We start from the raw sequence: 16,722 nt of genomic DNA, 5'->3' as shown, positions 1-16,722 counted from the left end.
TCCTCAGCCGTCAAAAAAATAAAGTGATGCTTAGCGCATCACTTTATTTTGCATACTCTACGGCTCGAGTTTCTCTAATGACTGTCACTTTAATATGACCTGGATAATCGAGCTCGTCCTCAATTCGTTTGCGGATATCTCGCGCCAGGCGATGGGCTTCAAGATCATTTATTGAATCCGGCTTCACCATAATACGCACTTCACGTCCAGCCTGAATCGCAAATGATTTTTCAACACCTTCGTAGGACTCAGAAATTTCTTCGAGCTTTTCAAGTCTTCGAATGTAGTTCTCGAGCGTCTCACTTCTCGCGCCAGGTCTTGCAGCGGAAAGCGCATCTGCTGCAGCTACCAGCACAGCGATAATGGAAGTCGGCTCCTCGTCCCCATGGTGTGATGCAATACTGTTAATTACGACTGGGTGCTCTTTATATTTAGTCGCAAGCTCGACTCCGATTTCAACGTGGCTTCCTTCTACTTCATGGTCAATTGCTTTTCCGATGTCATGAAGGAGTCCCGCCCGTTTCGCAAGCTTTGCATCTTCTCCAAGCTCCGATGCCATCAGCCCGGCCAAGAATGCGACTTCCATGGAATGCTTAAGCACATTTTGACCGTAGCTTGTACGGAACTTTAAGCGGCCGAGAATCTTGATCAGATCTGGGTGGAGGCCGTGAACGCCAACCTCAAATGTCGTTTGCTCACCCATCTCACGAATGTAGTCATCGACCTCGCGGCGAGATTTTTCAACCATTTCTTCAATCCGTGCCGGATGAATACGGCCATCCTGAACGAGTTTATCAAGAGCAATCCTTGCTGTTTCACGTCTGATCGGATCAAATCCGGACAGAATGACAGCTTCAGGGGTATCATCGATAATCAGGTCAATACCTGTCAGCGTTTCAAGCGTACGAATGTTACGCCCTTCCCGGCCGATGATACGTCCTTTCATCTCATCATTTGGAAGATTGACAACTGATACCGTTGTTTCGGCAACGTGGTCCGCTGCGCAGCGCTGTAAGGCAAGTGAAAGAATGTTTTTCGCTTTTTTATCAGCCTCTTCTTTCGCACGGTTCTCAGTTTCTTTTGTCATGATGGCGATGTCATGTGAAAGCTCGTTTTCAACCCGGTCAAGAATGATTTGTTTCGCTTCGTCACGAGTCAGACTCGAAATTCGTTCCAACTCTGACTGCTGCATACGAATCATCTCATCCACTTTGCTTTCCATCTCTTCAATATGTTGTTGTCGTTCATTCAGAGAATGATCTTTCTTCTCCAACATCGCTTCCCGTTTATCAATTCCCTCATGTTTGCGATCAAGGTTTTCCTCCTTTTGGAGTAAACGGTTTTCTTGTTTTTGAAGCTCATTTCGTCTTTCACGAACTTCTTGTTCAGCATCTATTCGAAGTTTGTGGATTTCATCCTTTGCTTCAAGCAGAGCTTCTTTTTTCAGTGCTTCAGCATCACGCTTTGCATCTTCAAGAATTTGCTCGGCTGCACCGCGTGCGCCTGCAATTTTCGCTTCGGCAATGGTTTTACGAACATAGTAGCCAACAACTAAACCGAGTAGAATCAGCAAAATGGAGATGAGAACCATCATAATTGGGGTCATACTTTCACCTCCTCTTGCTATGAACTTGGTTGTTGCTCAAAATAAGTGTCGGCATGTACATTGTCTAGTTTTCTCAACATACAGAACCTTCACAGGGAATGAAAGTTTCATCGCCCTTGTCAAGTTTAAATGGTTTAACAATCATGTTAAAAAAACAAATGTTACAACTTCATTGTAATTGTGTCGGAAATACTTGTCAAGCTTGCCAGCTTAACGTTTGCCGAGCCGCCCCCATTTACCGTGCCGAACATGAATCCGCCTATCTTTTGAAAAAACAGATCGTAAATTACTCCTGATTTAGAAGCTGGTATATTTTATTGTTCACTTGTCCAAGTTTAGCGTTATTTTGAATATTTGACAACAAAACAACAACGGTTTGTCCGGATTTGCTGAAGCTGTTCAATACGTTAAAGCCAGGCATGACTCCGTGGTTTGAATAGCTTCCGGGAGCAACATAAAACCCCATTCCGTATGTGGAACTGCTTCCTGGTGTGAACATTTTTTCATAGCTTTCTTGCGAGTAAAGCTTGCCGTCTATCAGCGCTTTGTCAAATTTGTACATATCTGTAGCACTCATATATATATCGCCTGCTCCATACATCTGAGATAAATCGAGCATATACGGTGTAATGGCTCTGCTGCCTTCCAGCTTATAGCCGACAGCTGGATAAGGCTGCTTATCATATGTCTTGTAAAAACCCGAATGCGTCATCCCCGCCGGCTTAAAAATATGATTCTTTATGTATTGTTCATAAGACTCGCCGCTCACTTCAGCAACAAGATAAGCGAGAACTGAATAGTTAGAATCCTGATAGTCCCACATTCCAGGCTGACGTTTGATTCCTTGCTGTTCGATGTCTTTTATTAAGTCATCAGGAGTGATCGCGCCATTCCCTTCAACATGTCCGTTTATTCCCGATGTATGAGTAAGCAGATTCTTTAATGTAATATTCTTTCCGTTGGGAAAATGGGGTAAATACATGCTGACCGGATCACTTGTCTGGAGTTTTCCTTTCTCCTCAAGCTGCAGAATAGCGGTTGCTATTAGCGCTTTTTGTGATGATCCGATATAAAAAGTTGTCGCAGGATTATTTTTTATGTGATGCTTGCGGTCCGCATAGCCAAAACCTTTATTTAATTCGACTTCTCCGTTTCTGACGATCATGGCTGTCCCGCTGAAGCCAATCTCTTTTAAATAACTGCTGATTTTTGGATTGCGGTCCACTGTTTTGATTTGTTCCTCTGTTTTTTTGGCTTTGTTTTTCTTCTGATCAGCTTGCTTCTGACCGGTATCAGAAACCGCTGCAGCTTCTTGAGATGGTTCGGCTTCTTCATCCTCTCGATGAACGGCATTCCAAATCGTGAAACAAATGATTGCGGCCAACATACCAAACAAAAATTTGCCTCTTTTATTTAGTTTTCTGCGTCTGCGCGTCGCAGTTCTTCTGCGAGTGGGGCTTGTCATCCATTTTATCCTCCCAATCTAATTTCAAATGCACACGTTTTGTTAGACGTATGAACTACTATAAAAGTTGTCAAATGAACCAATTTATTTATCATTATTTTGCAGAAAATACAAAAGAAAAAAAGGCAGAGTTTGCACTCTGCCTTTTTTATTATTTCAAATTCATTTTATTTTTATTCTTCAAATTCGAGTTCTTCCTGTGTCTCTTCCGCCTGCTGCTGTACTACTCCGTTATTATCTAAGCCGTAATGTTCACGAATTTGCTCCTGAATCATCAGCATGATATCTTTATTTTCTTTTAAGAATTGTTTGGCATTTTCCCGGCCTTGGCCAAGACGCTCTTCTTCATAAGAGTACCATGAACCGCTTTTTTGCACGATATCAAGTTCAGTTCCGAGATCAATGATTTCGCCTTCTTTTGAGATACCTTCTCCATACATAATATCAACCTCAGCTGTACGGAACGGAGGAGCTACTTTGTTTTTCACGACTTTGATTCTCGTTTTATTCCCCATAACGTCGTTGCCTTGTTTCAGCTGTTCAGCACGGCGTACTTCAAGACGAACGGAAGAGTAGAATTTCAGCGCACGGCCGCCGGGAGTCGTTTCCGGGTTTCCGAACATAACGCCGACTTTTTCACGAATTTGGTTAATGAAAATCGCGATTGTCTTCGATTTGTTGATGGCCCCTGAAAGCTTACGGAGCGCTTGAGACATTAAACGCGCCTGCAAACCAACATGTGAATCTCCCATGTCGCCTTCAATTTCCGCTTTCGGAACGAGCGCCGCTACAGAGTCGACAACGACGATGTCAACTGCACCGCTTCGAACCAATGCTTCTGCAATTTCAAGCGCCTGCTCGCCTGTATCAGGCTGAGACAGTAAAAGCTCTTCGATATTGACACCGAGTTTTTGTGCGTATACCGGGTCTAGCGCATGCTCCGCATCGATAAACGCAGCTTGTCCTCCCTGCTGCTGAACCTCAGCAATGGCATGGAGCGCCACAGTTGTTTTACCTGAGCTTTCAGGACCGTATACTTCAATAATCCGTCCTCGGGGATACCCGCCTATTCCCAGTGCCGTATCAAGAGCGAGGGAGCCGCTTGGAACAGTAGAAATTCTTGTATCTGTCTTTTCTCCCAGTTTCATAATGGAACCTTTGCCGAACTGCTTTTCTATTTGTTTAAGAGCCATATCTAAGGCTGCCTGACGATCACTCATTCTATTTTTTCCTCCTTTATGTTACCACTACATATACTATACCCTGTTTGAAGGGATTTGCCAAGAAAAAAGCGAACGCATATTCGGATTTTTTCTTGGCCTGAATTCTACCAAAATATCATAATGATCCGGAGAAATCATGTTTTTTGAGGAGGATAGTGTGCTGAAAACATTATTTTTGCTCTAACAGTTTTAAAATTAAATGGCAGCCATATTTAGCAGCACGTTTTCTAATTCCTGTTCTGGAGCCCGCAAAGTGAAACTCGTGAACCTCTTCTTTTCCATCTGCAGAAATACCAATAAACACATGTCCAGGTGCATGGCCTTCTTGAGTATCAGGGCCGGCAACACCGGTAAAGCTAATGCCAATATCGCTTCCAGTGAGCTGCTGAACACCCTTTGCGAGCTCAGATGCGCATTGCTCGCTGACTGCGCCGAAACGGTCCAATGTTTCCTTATTGACGCCGAGCACATTTTGCTTCACTTCGTTTGAATAGCAAACGACGCCGCCGGAAAACAACGCTGAAGCGCCGCTAAGGTCTGTCAGCCATTCAGAAAACAGCCCGCCGGTAAAGCTTTCTGCGGCAGAAAGCGTGATGCCTTTTTCCTTACATGCTTTAGATAGCTCTTTCACAAGCGATGTATCGTCGTAGCCATAGAAAAATTCACCGACACGTTCTAAAATAACGGCTTCTGTTTCTTTTAACAAACGCTCTGTTTCTTTTTCATCGGCATGTTTCGCTGTCAGGCGCAGCGTCACCTCTCCATCCGCTGCCAACGGAGCAATCGTCGGGTTCGTCTGTGCATCAATGATATCTTCTAAATCAGCTTCTAGCTGAGATTCGCCGATACCGAAGAAGCGAAGAACCGTTGACACAATTTTTTCATTTGAGCCCATCTTTTTAAGAAGAAGCGGTTTAGCCTCATTTTCAAACATCGGACGCAATTCACTCGGCGGTCCGGGAAGAAGCATATAAAAGCGTGAATCATGCTCTGTAAGCATTCCCGGCGCCATTCCAAAGTGATTTGCCAGTACGTCAGATCCTTCGATGACAAGCGCTTGTTTTCGGTTATTAGGTGACATCGTGCGTTTTGTTCGTTTGAAATAATCCTCAATGGATTGAAACGCCTCATCATTTAAAACGAGCGGGCGTCCCAGCACATTAGCTATCGTTTCTTTTGTTAAATCATCTTTTGTCGGTCCGAGTCCTCCTGAAAAAATAATAAAATCAGAGCGCTCTTCAGCAATGCGGATGACCTGCTTCAGTCGCTCCGGATTATCACCGACTGCTGTATGGTAGAATACGTTTACTCCGATTTCTGCCAGCTGTTTGCTGATAAATTGAGCATTTGTATTGGCAATCTGACCAAGCAAGAGCTCTGAACCTACTGCAATAATTTCTGCTTTTTTTGGAAATTCCATCACGTATGTCCTTCTTTCTTAGTTAGATGTTTTTAGCGCTTCCCAGTTTTTAGCGAAATAGTCCCACCCAGATACAACGGTAAAGAATACGGCTACCCATAACGCCAGGTCAGCGAACGGAAATGACACAAGCTCAAACGGAAGATTGTGAAGAAGCAATGCAGATACTGCGATAATTTGAGCCCATGTTTTAATTTTACCAAGCATATTCGCAGCTACTACTTCTCCCGTTCCGGCTAATACAAGCCTTAAACCTGTTACGGCAAACTCCCGGCTGATAATCACAATGACCATCCAAGCGGGAGCAAGATCAAATTGCACAAGGATAATTAACGCTGCCGATACGAGAAGTTTGTCCGCAAGCGGATCGAGAAATTTTCCAAAGTTTGTAACAAGGTTCAGTTTGCGGGCATAATAACCATCTATCCAATCTGTCGTCGATGCAATAATAAACAAAATAGCGCCCGCTAAGTGTGTGACCGGAATGGATTTGTCTCCAAAATCGAGCCTGCCCCAGTCAAACGGCGCCAGCATGATAATCATGAAGATCGGGATTAATGCAATTCTTGCTAGTGTGATTTTATTCGGTAAGTTAAACATAAAGCCCCTCCAGTTTCATACTCGGACGTGAAGAAAAGTCATCTGGTGATTAAGATGACTTTTCTTCCTTTTTATTTACAATCTTTATTGTTTGTGCCATCACTTCTTTAGGATCAAGTTTATACGACAGAACCTCACCGTTGATTTTGATTTTCAGGTTAGGTGCATATCCTGTGCGGATTTCAACTTGTTTCTGATCTGTTATGTCTTTTTTATACGTTTCGTCTTTTTTCAGTGTACCCTCTTTGAGAGAGCTGCTGTTTTCATCGCGCACTCGAATCCAAGAGCTGTCTGAAGCCTTCAGCTCTAGCTCGATTTTATCGGCGCCGGACACTTCATACGTTGTTACAGATCCTTCAGTGCCAGTTGCTTTCATCTCTAGTTTGTTACTGTCACTGTCTTCTTTTTTATCTTCTTTGTCTTTCGTTTCTTTTTTTGTGTCTGTCTCTTTTGCAGAGCTGTTGGTTTGATTCTCTTTCAGCGTCGAATCCTTAGGGATCTCATACTTGCTTTCACTTTTCGTGATTGATTTTTCTGATGCCGCGTTGCTATTATCATCGTTTTTATGATTCGCAAACTGAATTATAGCGTAAACAATGGCGATCACGACAATCACGCCGAGAATCACAAGTATTGTAGGCAGCAATTCCAGCGCCTTAGAGGCAGGCTTTGGCATTTCCTTCTGCATATTCATGCCGGAGATTTTTTCAGACACATCGTCATGATACGTATTCGGGATATCTTTTTTATACTCTTCAAACAATTGTTCAGCATCAAGCCCGACGGCTTCCGCATATTGTTTGATGAAAGCCCGGACATAAAACTTACCCGGAATAATGTCATAATTTCCTTCCTCCAAGGCGGTTAAATACCTTTTTTGAATCTTAGTTGCCGCTTGGAGATCATCCAATGACATTGCTTTTTCCTCTCTGGCTTCTTTCAGCCGGATTCCTAGTTCAGTCACAACAAACACCTTCCAATTTTAAAAATCAAAGCTTGAAAACCCGGATTGATCAAACAGTTGGGGTTCTTCAGCATGTTCATATGTAATAACCTCATCAGGATCATTTCTCAGTTCAATAATATAATCAAAGTCATCTAGTGTATACTCTGTATTTTGAACGAATATGTCCGGATGCTCCACCACTTTTGTAGCAGGCAGCCTCATGATTTCCCTCACCAGCTGCAGATGGCGTTCAGACCCTCTTCTTGTCGACACAATCCCGTCAACGATAAAGACATTTTCAGTGCTGTATTCATCGGCAATCAGCTGGCTTCTGATTGTTTGTTTCAGCAAGGTAGATGACACAAACAGCCACCTTTTGCTGGCGCATACGCTGGAAGCTACAATTGACTCCGTTTTCCCGACGCGCGGCATTCCCCGGATTCCGATTAATTTATGGCCTTCTTTTTTGAACAGTTCGGCCATAAAATCGACTAATAGGCCCAGCTCGTCCCGTTCAAAGCGGAATGTTTTCTTATCATCGGCATCCCTCTGGATGTACCGGCCGTGTCGCACGGCGAGACGATCGCGAAGCCTTGGTTCCCTCAGCTTCGTTACTTTAATTGTTTCCATCGTTTTTAAGATTGATTCTAATCGTTTAATTTGATCTATATGGCGGCACCTGAGCAGCATTCCCCTTCTGGAAAGATCGACGCCGTTTATCGTTACGATGTTAATAGAAAGCATCCCGAGAAGAGATGAAATATCCCCGAGCAGTCCGGGGCGGTTCACTTGAATTTCATATTCAAAATACCATTCGAGCTTTGCCAAATGATATACCCCCTTCATTGTGGCAAATTTTTACCTTCCTTTATCATAAAGCATTTTTCTCTAATTAGAAAGAAGAATGTTGCTGTGATGAGGAAAACATAAAAAAGAGAGGAAGAATCTCCTCTCTTCTTAATGAGTGCTGTTATTTTCAACAAGCTTAACCATCATATTGGCAATGGCATGCTGTTCTTCTTTAGATGCTACGCTCCAAAGATCTGCCAGCACTTTTTCCTGCTCGTTCTTAGAATCCACTTCATTAGCCAGGTAACCGCCGATTTCTGTAGCAAGGTCAGTGATGGTGTCCTGACTCATGCCTTTATCTTGCGCATAGTTCAAACGATCACCAAGGAAATTCTTCCAACTATCCCAGTTTTCTAATACTGACATGTGAGTTTCCTCCATTTCATGTGAAGTTACAAAATTATTTTGTCCTTCTTAAAAGAAACTATACACATTTTATTTTGCATCAGCAGTGCCAGCCCCCGTTAACAGACAGAATCTGTCCAGTAATATAGGAAGCTTTTTCAGACAGGAGAAATGCTACCGCCTCGGCAATTTCTTTCGGCTGTGCAAGCCGGCCGATCGGGATCTCATCAGCGATCTCTTCCAATTCATCCGGACTGAATTGATTCATCATGTTGGTATCTACAGCACCAGGTGCTACTGCATTGACCCTGATACCGCTTGGAGCCAGCTCCTTAGCCAGTCCTTTTACAAACGAGTGCTGTGCTCCCTTTGCCATGCTGTACAGCACCTCACACGATGCGCCAGTCTCTCCCCAAATAGAGCTGACTGCCACAATCGCTCCCGTTTTGTTTCGGATCATGCTTGGAAGAAGGTTTCTCGTCAAAATGTAAGGACTTGCCACATGCAGCTGAACCATTTCCTGTACCGTAGCATTATCTACATCAGTAATCAGCCCGAAATGGCTTCTGCCGCTGTTTAAAACGATCGCATCAACCGGCTGAACAATTGATTTTGATAGTTCATCAGCGCCATTCGGAGTGGAGAGATCTCCTTGCAAAATATTAGCATCTATGCCAAACGCCCGTTTCAGTTTTTCAGCAAGCTCTGCTGCCGCGTCTTCATTCTGATTGTAGTGCAAAAGCAGATCATACCCCTCTGCTGCAAGCGATTCACTTATGCTTTTGCCAATACCGCCGCTTGCCCCGGTGACTAATGCTGTTTTTTTCATCCTCTTTCCTTCTTTCCGCAGAAAAACACCCCTCACATTGGAGGGATGCATGTTAAGATTTAGGAACCACTTTGCAGACAGTCAGTCTATCCTCAGCAATTTCCTCTTGTATGATTTGCTGCACATCCTCAAGGGTGATCTGCTCGAGAACAGTTACGATATCAAACAGGCTCATCTCCAAAAATGCATAGCGAGTGAATTGGTTAGCGATGTATTCAGGTGAGTTTAATGCCTTTAAAAATGACCCGATTTTTTTCTTTCTGGCAAGTTCAATCTTCTCAGCGGTGATGATTTCACCGGCACAAAGCAGATTGCTTGAAATGTCTTCAGCCAATTTATCCGGTTCAGGCGTGTCCCCACCGATGGCCGCAAAACCGAACCCATATTCAGCCGTAAAATCAAAGCTGAACGTTTCATCTATATACCCTTTTTCATAAAGGGATTCATATTGGGCAGAGCTTTTGCCGAACAAAGATTCCAGCAATAGGTTCATTGCAAGTTCATGCTTGAGCAGCTCTTTCCCTAATCTATACGGATGCTTTGATTTCAGTCCGACGAGACATTTCGGTCCCTGAACATTCATTTTAATTTCTTTTTCTTTCCGGAAAACAGCTTCTTGCTCTTTTACTTCTTCCCGTTTAATTTCCGGCTGATCTGTATACGGTTTTCTTCCCTGATTTTCTCTTACCTGAGAAATGATCGCTTCAGGATCAACAGGGCCGACTATAAAGAGGAGCATGTTGCTCGGATGGTAAAACGTCTCATAACATTCATAAAGAAGGTCCTTAGTGATATGGGATATACTTTCTACCGTTCCGGCTATATCAATTTTGACAGGATGATCTTTGTACATGTTTTCAATCACCCCGAAGTACAGCCTCCAGTCAGGATTATCATCATACATGTTAATTTCCTGGCCGATAATCCCTTTTTCCTTTTCTACTGTTTTTTCTGTAAAATAAGGGTCCTGCACAAAATCAATCAGTGTTTCCAAATTGCGTTCCACGTTTGACGTGCTCGAGAAAAGATAAGCCGTTCTTGTAAATGACGTAAACGCATTGGCAGAGGCGCCCTGTTTACTGAAATCTTGAAAAACATCTCCATCAGCTTTTTCAAACAGCTTATGTTCAAGAAAATGGGCAATCCCATCGGGGACATGAACCATCTCGTCTTTTCCAAGAGGGACAAACTGATTATCGATAGACCCGTACTTTGTTGTGAATACCGCATACGTCTTGTTGAAGCCTTTTTTCGGCAAAACGTATACGTCTAGGCCGTTTGACATTTTTTCATGATACAGCGTCTCCTGAAGCTGTTCAAATTCGATTGGTTTTATCAAGATGCACCCTCCGTCCCTTTTAAGAAGTAAGTCGTATCAAGCTGAATTTTTTCGCCGACTTTTATGATATCCTCTTTTGTCACCCGCTCAATATTGGCAAGGAAATCTTCGATCGGAATATCGACTTGGGCAGCGGCCTGCTGATATAAAAATTCAGATAAACCATACGCAGTATCAATGGTTTCCAGCACCTGATTCCGAATCATGGCTTTCGTCTGAGAGATGTCTTCCTCACTGAACTCCCCGTTTTTCATAGCCTGAAATTGCTCGGCAATAATAGAAACGGCTTGTTTGTAGTTTTTTACTTCTATTCCTGACATCACCATTAATAAGCCTTTAAAGCTATCGATACGGGAGGCTGCGTAATAAGCGAGACTGGCTTTTTCCCGAACATTAATGAAAAGCTTGGAATGAGAAAAGCCGCCGAACATTCCGTTAAAAACTTGTAAAGCTGAATAATCCTGATCCGTAAAAGTAATATTGGTCCGATAGCCAATATTCAGCTTGCCTTGTTTGACGTCTTCTTCATCAATGACTTCTTTAGGCTCAGGTTGTTCAGAATGGTTGTTCACAAATGTTTCCAGAGCGCGTTCCTCTGTGTGAAAATATTGATCAATAGCAGCTTGCACTTGTTTCCTGTCAACATCGCCGACGACATATAGATCAAGCTGGTCTTTTTGGATCGCGTTTCGGTATGTTTCATATAATTGATCGGCCGTAATGGCATCAACATCGTCGATCTCTCCATTAACGTGCAGCGAGTAAGGTTCATTTTTACACATTTCCTGTATAAGCCTTAGATTAGAGTAACGCATTTTATCATCATAAACCGCTTGAATTCTCTGCTTCAGCGTTCGTTTTTCTTGATCCACATATTGCGATTGAAAAACGCCTGCTTCTAAAGCAGGTGAAAAGACGATTTCTGCGAGAAGCTGGAGCCCTTTTTCAAGGAGAGGCGTCTGATCTTTTAAATATTTTTCATTCGGAATTTCAAGTCTGAATGTAATCACATGCTGTTCACCTTTTTTCGAGAGATCAGCCGAAACAGACGTGCCGTACAGTTCATCCAGATAAGAACGTAAATCTGCAGTTTTCGGACGGCTTTCTGTTCCGCGAAGCAGCACATGCGGGAACAGCGCTCTTTTCGTAACTTGCTCCTTTGTTAAGGGCGCCAGCATTTTAAAGATAAGCGAGACGGTTTTAAATTTTTCTGTTTCTACAATATGTGCGGTTAAACCGCCGTGCTTTGTTTTGACTTCATTGACATATGACATGTGAAACCTCCTTCGTTCATTTCTTATTAGTATGTATTATGACCAAATTTCAGCATTCGCAGAAACACTCTTTCATGTAATTATAGCAACTGTAGGATTTATAAGGAAACAATAACCTCTTGCGTATTAATTGTTCTTCCGCTGTTTATGCTGTCATGATCCTTGTTGCCTCTTCATGCTTTTACGAAATGCGAATCAATTACTTGTCTTACACAAGTTTTCTGCCGATTTTTCTCAGCAAAAAAAGACGGTTTGTCAAACCGTCCCTAAGTTTTTTTCTTCTTCACTTTTTTTAGCATCTACATTAAAGAGCACCAGAAATAAAGAAATAATCCCGCAAAACGCAGAGAGAATGAAGATAAGCCAGCTTGCATTAGACATCAATGCCGCAAACACAGGCGGCCCGAGAGCTACTCCAATAAAGCGCATACTATTGTAAAATGAAGAAATTGTTCCGCATTCCTCACTTTCAATCCCTTCCGTTATCAGCGCATCTAAAGCAGGAAGCGCCATTCCGATTCCAATTCCCCCAAAACTTAAAAAGATAAACAAAAAATAAAAACTGTGGTTCCACCACAAGCCGATAAAAGACAGGCTTAACATAATCATCCCTGTAACGACGCAAAATTTCATTCTTCCCTTATCTTTGCCGATCTTTTTACCCGCTATAAAAGAACTGCTGGACAGGAATAAAAGAGGTATCGCCAGCAGCCCGCCTTTGGCCACTCCGTCAATTGTATATTTATTCTCTAGCGTATCTGATAAGTAAAATAATACGCCAAATAATAAAAACATAATGACGCATCCAATAATAAAAACTGTGTAGAGCCAGCGTCCATCCTGTTTAAAGATTTTCCGCACATTCTTGAGGAACTCTGAAATTGTAGGTGCATCCTCATCTTCTTCAGGCTTCTCCACCAAAAACAATACAAGCAAAAAGCTGATCAAACAGAAAAACGGAATAAACCAAAACGGGACGAACCAGTACCAGGATGCAAGTAAAGCGCCCAGTATGGGACTCAGCACTTTTCCCGAGGTGTTAGCGGTTTCAATATCGCCAAGACCGGCACTGACCTTTTCATCATCTCCCTTAAACAGATCGCCGATAAACGGCATGACGATGGGTGCTGCCCCTGCTGATCCGATGCCTTGAAGAACCCGTCCAGCCAAGATCATAGCATAAGGATTGTCTATATATGTCGAAGCAAAAGCAGCCACAGCTCCCCCTATTCCCGCAATAAGAAGGCATGGGAGCAGCACTTTTTTTCTGCCAAATCTATCCGACAGGTACCCCGCGATCGGAATGCAAATGATCGCTACCACCGAATATACAGTGATAATTAATGATACTTGAAATGAATTGACCGACAGCTTTTTCTCCATCATCGGAAGCACGGGAATCAGCATGGAGTTCCCTAATGTCATAACAAGCGGTACGGAAGCCAAAGCAATAATATTTTTCATTCCTATTTTTTCTTTCAACATTTTCACCCATTCACTTTGTCATCCTTTATATCTTGCGTTAACCACATTGAAAGTATGTACAAAGAAACATAAACCAGGCAATAAAAAAACAGACACATCACAGGCGTCTGTTTTAGAATCGTTTACGCAAAACATGGAATCTGAATTTGTCTGCTCTGAAATAATTTAATGAATAAAGCACCGGTTTATCATGCTGATCATAATGCGTTTGTTTTAACAGTAAAAGAGCTGTTTCCGGATCACATTCCAGCACTGGAGAAATCGTATCATGATAGCCGATCGGCTCAATATCGGTTACGGCATAGCTGATGACAGAGCCTGAATTTTTCTCAAGCAGGTCAAACATAGACTCTTGCTGGTGAGAAAAAGAATCCGGCAGTATATCCATCGGAATTTTGTCAATACAATACACAATCGGCTGTCCATTTGCCGTTCTGACACGTTCAAGATAAAAAACTTCCTGGCCTGATGTCAGATGAAATCTCTTGATATCATCATCAGTCGGCATAAGCACTTGAGATGAAAGAAAGATTGTTCCTGGGATCATATTAGCCTGTTCAATCATTTTGGTTACACTGTTCAGCTGTTCAATGCCCGAAAGAAATAACGGCTTAGAATGGACAAAAGTTCCTACACCATGCCTTCTGATAATCACATGCTCTTCTTCCAATATCCGTAGTGCTTCACGCAAAGTTGCCCGGCTGACACCAAGCTTTTTGGAAAGCTCAAATTCTGAAGGGAGCTTTTCTTTCTCAGTGTAGATTCCATTTTTAATATCCTCTTTAATTCGTTCAATCACTTTTAAATACAAGTGCCGATTATCAGCTTTTGTAGACATGTTTCCCCTCCGTAAACCACCTTCAATAAAAATTATTGAACAATTGGGACAACTATATCATGTTTTGTCGAAAAAATAAACAGCAAGGTGTACAGTTTACATAATGTTATTATTGTTACCGAGCTCTCTTCCTCTAAGAAGAGAGCTCATCATGTTTTTCTTTTGATATTAAGACTTCCCTTGGTTTGCTGCCTTCATACGGGCCAACTACGCCGCGTTCTTCCATTGCATCTATCAGACGTGCCGCTCTTGTATACCCGATTCTGAACCGTCTTTGCAGCATCGATACGGATGCAGTCTGCATGCCGACAATTAATTCGACGGCTTCATCATAGAGGTCATCGGTAACCTCAGTATGTGTTTCCGTTATTTCCTCAGGAATCATTTCTTCCTGATATTGAGCTTTTTGCTGCGTAATGACATGATCCACGACCTGCTCTACTTCTTCGTCTGACAAAAATGCTCCTTGTACGCGGACAGGTTTATTAGCCCCTACAGGTAAAAACAGCATATCTCCGCGTCCCAGAAGCTTCTCAGCGCCCCCCATATCCAGAATGGTCCTTGAATCCGTCTGTGAAGAGACACTGAATGCGATTCGTGACGGAATATTTGCCTTGATGACCCCTGTAATGACGTCAACTGACGGGCGCTGTGTCGCAATAATAAGATGGATGCCGGCAGCCCGCGCCATTTGGGACAATCTCGTAATCGAGTCTTCAACATCAGATGAAGCTACCATCATAAGATCAGCTAGCTCGTCCACAATAACCACGATATACGGCAGCTCTGGCTGTTTTGCCTCTCCCTCATTATTGGAGCGTTTAATATAATCATTGTACCCTTCAATATTTCTAGTTCCTGTATGAGAAAACAGTTCGTACCGCCGTTCCATTTCATTGACAACTTTTTTCAAAGCTTGTGAAGCTTTTTTCGGATCAGTTACCACCGGAGCAAGCAAATGCGGAATTCCATTGTACACATTCAGCTCAACCATTTTTGGGTCAATCATCATCATTTTCACTTCATGCGGTTTAGCGCGCATCAAAATACTTGTGATAATGCCGTTGACACAGACACTTTTTCCGCTCCCGGTCGCGCCTGCGACAAGCAAATGAGGCATTTTGTTTAATTCAGCAAGCACGGCTTCGCCCGAAATATTACGGCCAAGTCCGATTAACAGTTTTGCATCAGGTCGGTCATTAAGTTTTGACTCAAGCACTTCCTTCAGCGATACCATAGCCACTTCCGCGTTTGGAACTTCTATCCCAATGGCAGATTTACCTGGAATAGGCGCCTCAATCCTGATGTCTTTTGCAGCTAACGCAAGCGCTAAATCGTCACTTAGGTTGACTATTTTACTGACCTTTACTCCGACATCCGGATACACTTCATATTTCGTGACAGCCGGCCCCAGATGAACCTGTGTCACTTTTGCCTTTACGCCGAAGCTTTGGAAGGTGCGTTCGAGCTTCCTCGCATTTTCATAAATATTTTTTTTATCAGCCTGCTGGCCGGTATGCATTGGATCGGCTAATAAATCTAATGACGGCATCTGATAATCTTTATTTTCAAGTTCTGTAAAGGTCATTGGCGGAGCAACTGCCGTTTCATTATGGTCAGCCTCGGACTGATTTTCCTGAAGCGGTTCTGTGACCGGTTCAATTTGTTTTTCTGCAGCTGCCGGAGCCTCTTCCGATTCATTCCGGTCTGAAAAGCTTGAGATAATCGGCTCTGAATGAATGAGAGGCGATACCATCTCCTGCTCCTCTTCTTCAGCAGTGGGCTCTGGCTCCATTTGCTGTTTTCTGCGAGCCGGCTTTTGTTTTTTGCTGGTATTGGCTTTCGCCTTTTTCGATGATTTCATATTTGTTTTGACTGATTTCATGTCATCAATAAAAGCAAACCATTGTTCTTTGATGAAACGGCCGATCGGGCTCATCCACTTTTTCAGCGTTTCTTGAAGAGAGCGCCCTGTGACCAGAATCAATCCGATCAAAATCATTACAATCGCCATAATTTGAGAACCAGTAGATGCAAACAAAAAGTGTGAAGCCGCAAACAGAAGCGCCCCGATCATCCCCCCGCCTAAATCAGGTGAAGCAGAGCTCCCATTCATGTCCATTAAAAATAATTCCCATGTATTGCGGATCACGCTGGCAGACTCAATAGACCCTCTGTTCGTCAAATTTTTAAACAGCTGCACATGAGAAAGCAGCAATATGCTTGCAATGATGCAGTACAGCCCCGCCTTTCGTCTCGTTAAAAGACTCGGCGTTTTTTTCTTCCAAAATAGTGAAACCCCTAAAACAAACAAGCCTAACAAGCATAAAATAAACCACTCACCAGCGAAAAAACGGAACAAGTAGATAAAGGTTTGTCCCACTACACCAAGCTGCAAAATGGCGATAATTGAGATAGCAATGCACAGCAATCCGTTTAATTCGTATTTTATGTTGAGCTGTTTTGCCTGTTTTTTTCTCGATTTTCTTTTTTTCTTTGCCAC

The 16,722-nt window shown here is 42.9% G+C and carries 14 protein-coding genes; all 14 read right to left on the bottom strand.

All coding sequences use genetic code 11. The features are described from left to right. Positions 1 to 43: 43 nt before the first annotated feature. The 14 genes from rny to NST56_RS09515 all read right to left on the bottom strand — a co-directional run bounded on the left by rny (position 44) and on the right by NST56_RS09515 (position 16,722). A complete protein-coding gene (gene rny, locus NST56_RS09580; protein ID WP_010334309.1) occupies positions 44 to 1,606 on the bottom strand; it encodes a ribonuclease Y in 1,563 nt (520 codons plus the stop codon). A gap of 286 nt (positions 1,607 to 1,892) precedes the next feature. Further along, positions 1,893 to 3,071 carry a serine hydrolase domain-containing protein gene (locus NST56_RS09575; RefSeq protein WP_339181509.1) on the bottom strand — a complete coding sequence of 393 codons (1,179 nt, stop codon included), beginning with the start codon at positions 3,069 to 3,071 and terminating at the stop codon, positions 1,893 to 1,895. A 173-nt stretch (positions 3,072 to 3,244) separates the two neighbouring features. Continuing rightward, positions 3,245 to 4,291 (bottom strand): recombinase RecA, encoded by a 1,047-nt coding sequence (recA, locus tag NST56_RS09570; RefSeq protein WP_010334307.1) that lies wholly within the window; start codon positions 4,289 to 4,291, stop codon positions 3,245 to 3,247. Between the two features lie 172 nt (positions 4,292 to 4,463). Continuing rightward, on the bottom strand, positions 4,464 to 5,714 hold the full coding sequence (locus tag NST56_RS09565; protein WP_339181506.1) for a competence/damage-inducible protein A: 1,251 nt from the start codon (positions 5,712 to 5,714) through the stop codon (positions 4,464 to 4,466). Between the two features lie 18 nt (positions 5,715 to 5,732). After that, a complete protein-coding gene (gene pgsA, locus NST56_RS09560; RefSeq protein WP_339181504.1) occupies positions 5,733 to 6,314 on the bottom strand; it encodes a CDP-diacylglycerol--glycerol-3-phosphate 3-phosphatidyltransferase in 582 nt (193 codons plus the stop codon). A gap of 49 nt (positions 6,315 to 6,363) precedes the next feature. Beyond that, positions 6,364 to 7,230 (bottom strand): RodZ family helix-turn-helix domain-containing protein, encoded by an 867-nt coding sequence (locus NST56_RS09555; protein WP_339182138.1) that lies wholly within the window; start codon positions 7,228 to 7,230, stop codon positions 6,364 to 6,366. 66 nt (positions 7,231 to 7,296) lie between these two features. Then, the gene (locus NST56_RS09550) at positions 7,297 to 8,088 is read right to left on the bottom strand and encodes a YmfK family protein (protein ID WP_168747870.1); all 792 of its coding nucleotides are present in this window, start codon (positions 8,086 to 8,088) and stop codon (positions 7,297 to 7,299) included. A 129-nt stretch (positions 8,089 to 8,217) separates the two neighbouring features. After that, entirely contained in the window at positions 8,218 to 8,475 is a 258-nt protein-coding gene (locus NST56_RS09545) for a DUF3243 domain-containing protein (protein ID WP_029441274.1), read from the bottom strand. Positions 8,476 to 8,554: 79 nt separating this feature from the next. Further along, complete coding sequence (locus tag NST56_RS09540; protein ID WP_326202407.1) at positions 8,555 to 9,283, bottom strand: SDR family oxidoreductase; 729 nt, start codon at positions 9,281 to 9,283, stop codon at positions 8,555 to 8,557. A gap of 52 nt (positions 9,284 to 9,335) precedes the next feature. Beyond that, entirely contained in the window at positions 9,336 to 10,622 is a 1,287-nt protein-coding gene (locus NST56_RS09535) for a pitrilysin family protein (protein WP_339181497.1), read from the bottom strand. Beyond that, the gene (locus NST56_RS09530; protein WP_229150186.1) at positions 10,619 to 11,896 is read right to left on the bottom strand and encodes a pitrilysin family protein; all 1,278 of its coding nucleotides are present in this window, start codon (positions 11,894 to 11,896) and stop codon (positions 10,619 to 10,621) included. The genes NST56_RS09535 and NST56_RS09530 overlap by 4 nt, the downstream gene beginning before the upstream one ends. Before the next feature lie 255 nt (positions 11,897 to 12,151). Next, the gene (gene bcbE / locus NST56_RS09525; protein WP_229150195.1) at positions 12,152 to 13,360 is read right to left on the bottom strand and encodes a bacillibactin exporter BcbE; all 1,209 of its coding nucleotides are present in this window, start codon (positions 13,358 to 13,360) and stop codon (positions 12,152 to 12,154) included. A 133-nt stretch (positions 13,361 to 13,493) separates the two neighbouring features. Then, the gene (locus NST56_RS09520) at positions 13,494 to 14,219 is read right to left on the bottom strand and encodes a GntR family transcriptional regulator (RefSeq protein WP_010334301.1); all 726 of its coding nucleotides are present in this window, start codon (positions 14,217 to 14,219) and stop codon (positions 13,494 to 13,496) included. A 133-nt stretch (positions 14,220 to 14,352) separates the two neighbouring features. Next, positions 14,353 to 16,722: a DNA translocase FtsK gene (locus tag NST56_RS09515; protein WP_339181493.1), complete on the bottom strand. Its 2,370-nt coding sequence runs from the start codon at positions 16,720 to 16,722 to the stop codon at positions 14,353 to 14,355.

The sequence above is a fragment of the Bacillus sp. FSL R5-0560 genome (assembly GCF_037966305.1).
Lineage (GTDB): Bacteria > Bacillota > Bacilli > Bacillales > Bacillaceae > Bacillus > Bacillus mojavensis.
The sequence above is the reverse complement of the archived record's forward strand: the minus strand, read 5'-3'. Positions and strand labels throughout refer to the sequence as shown.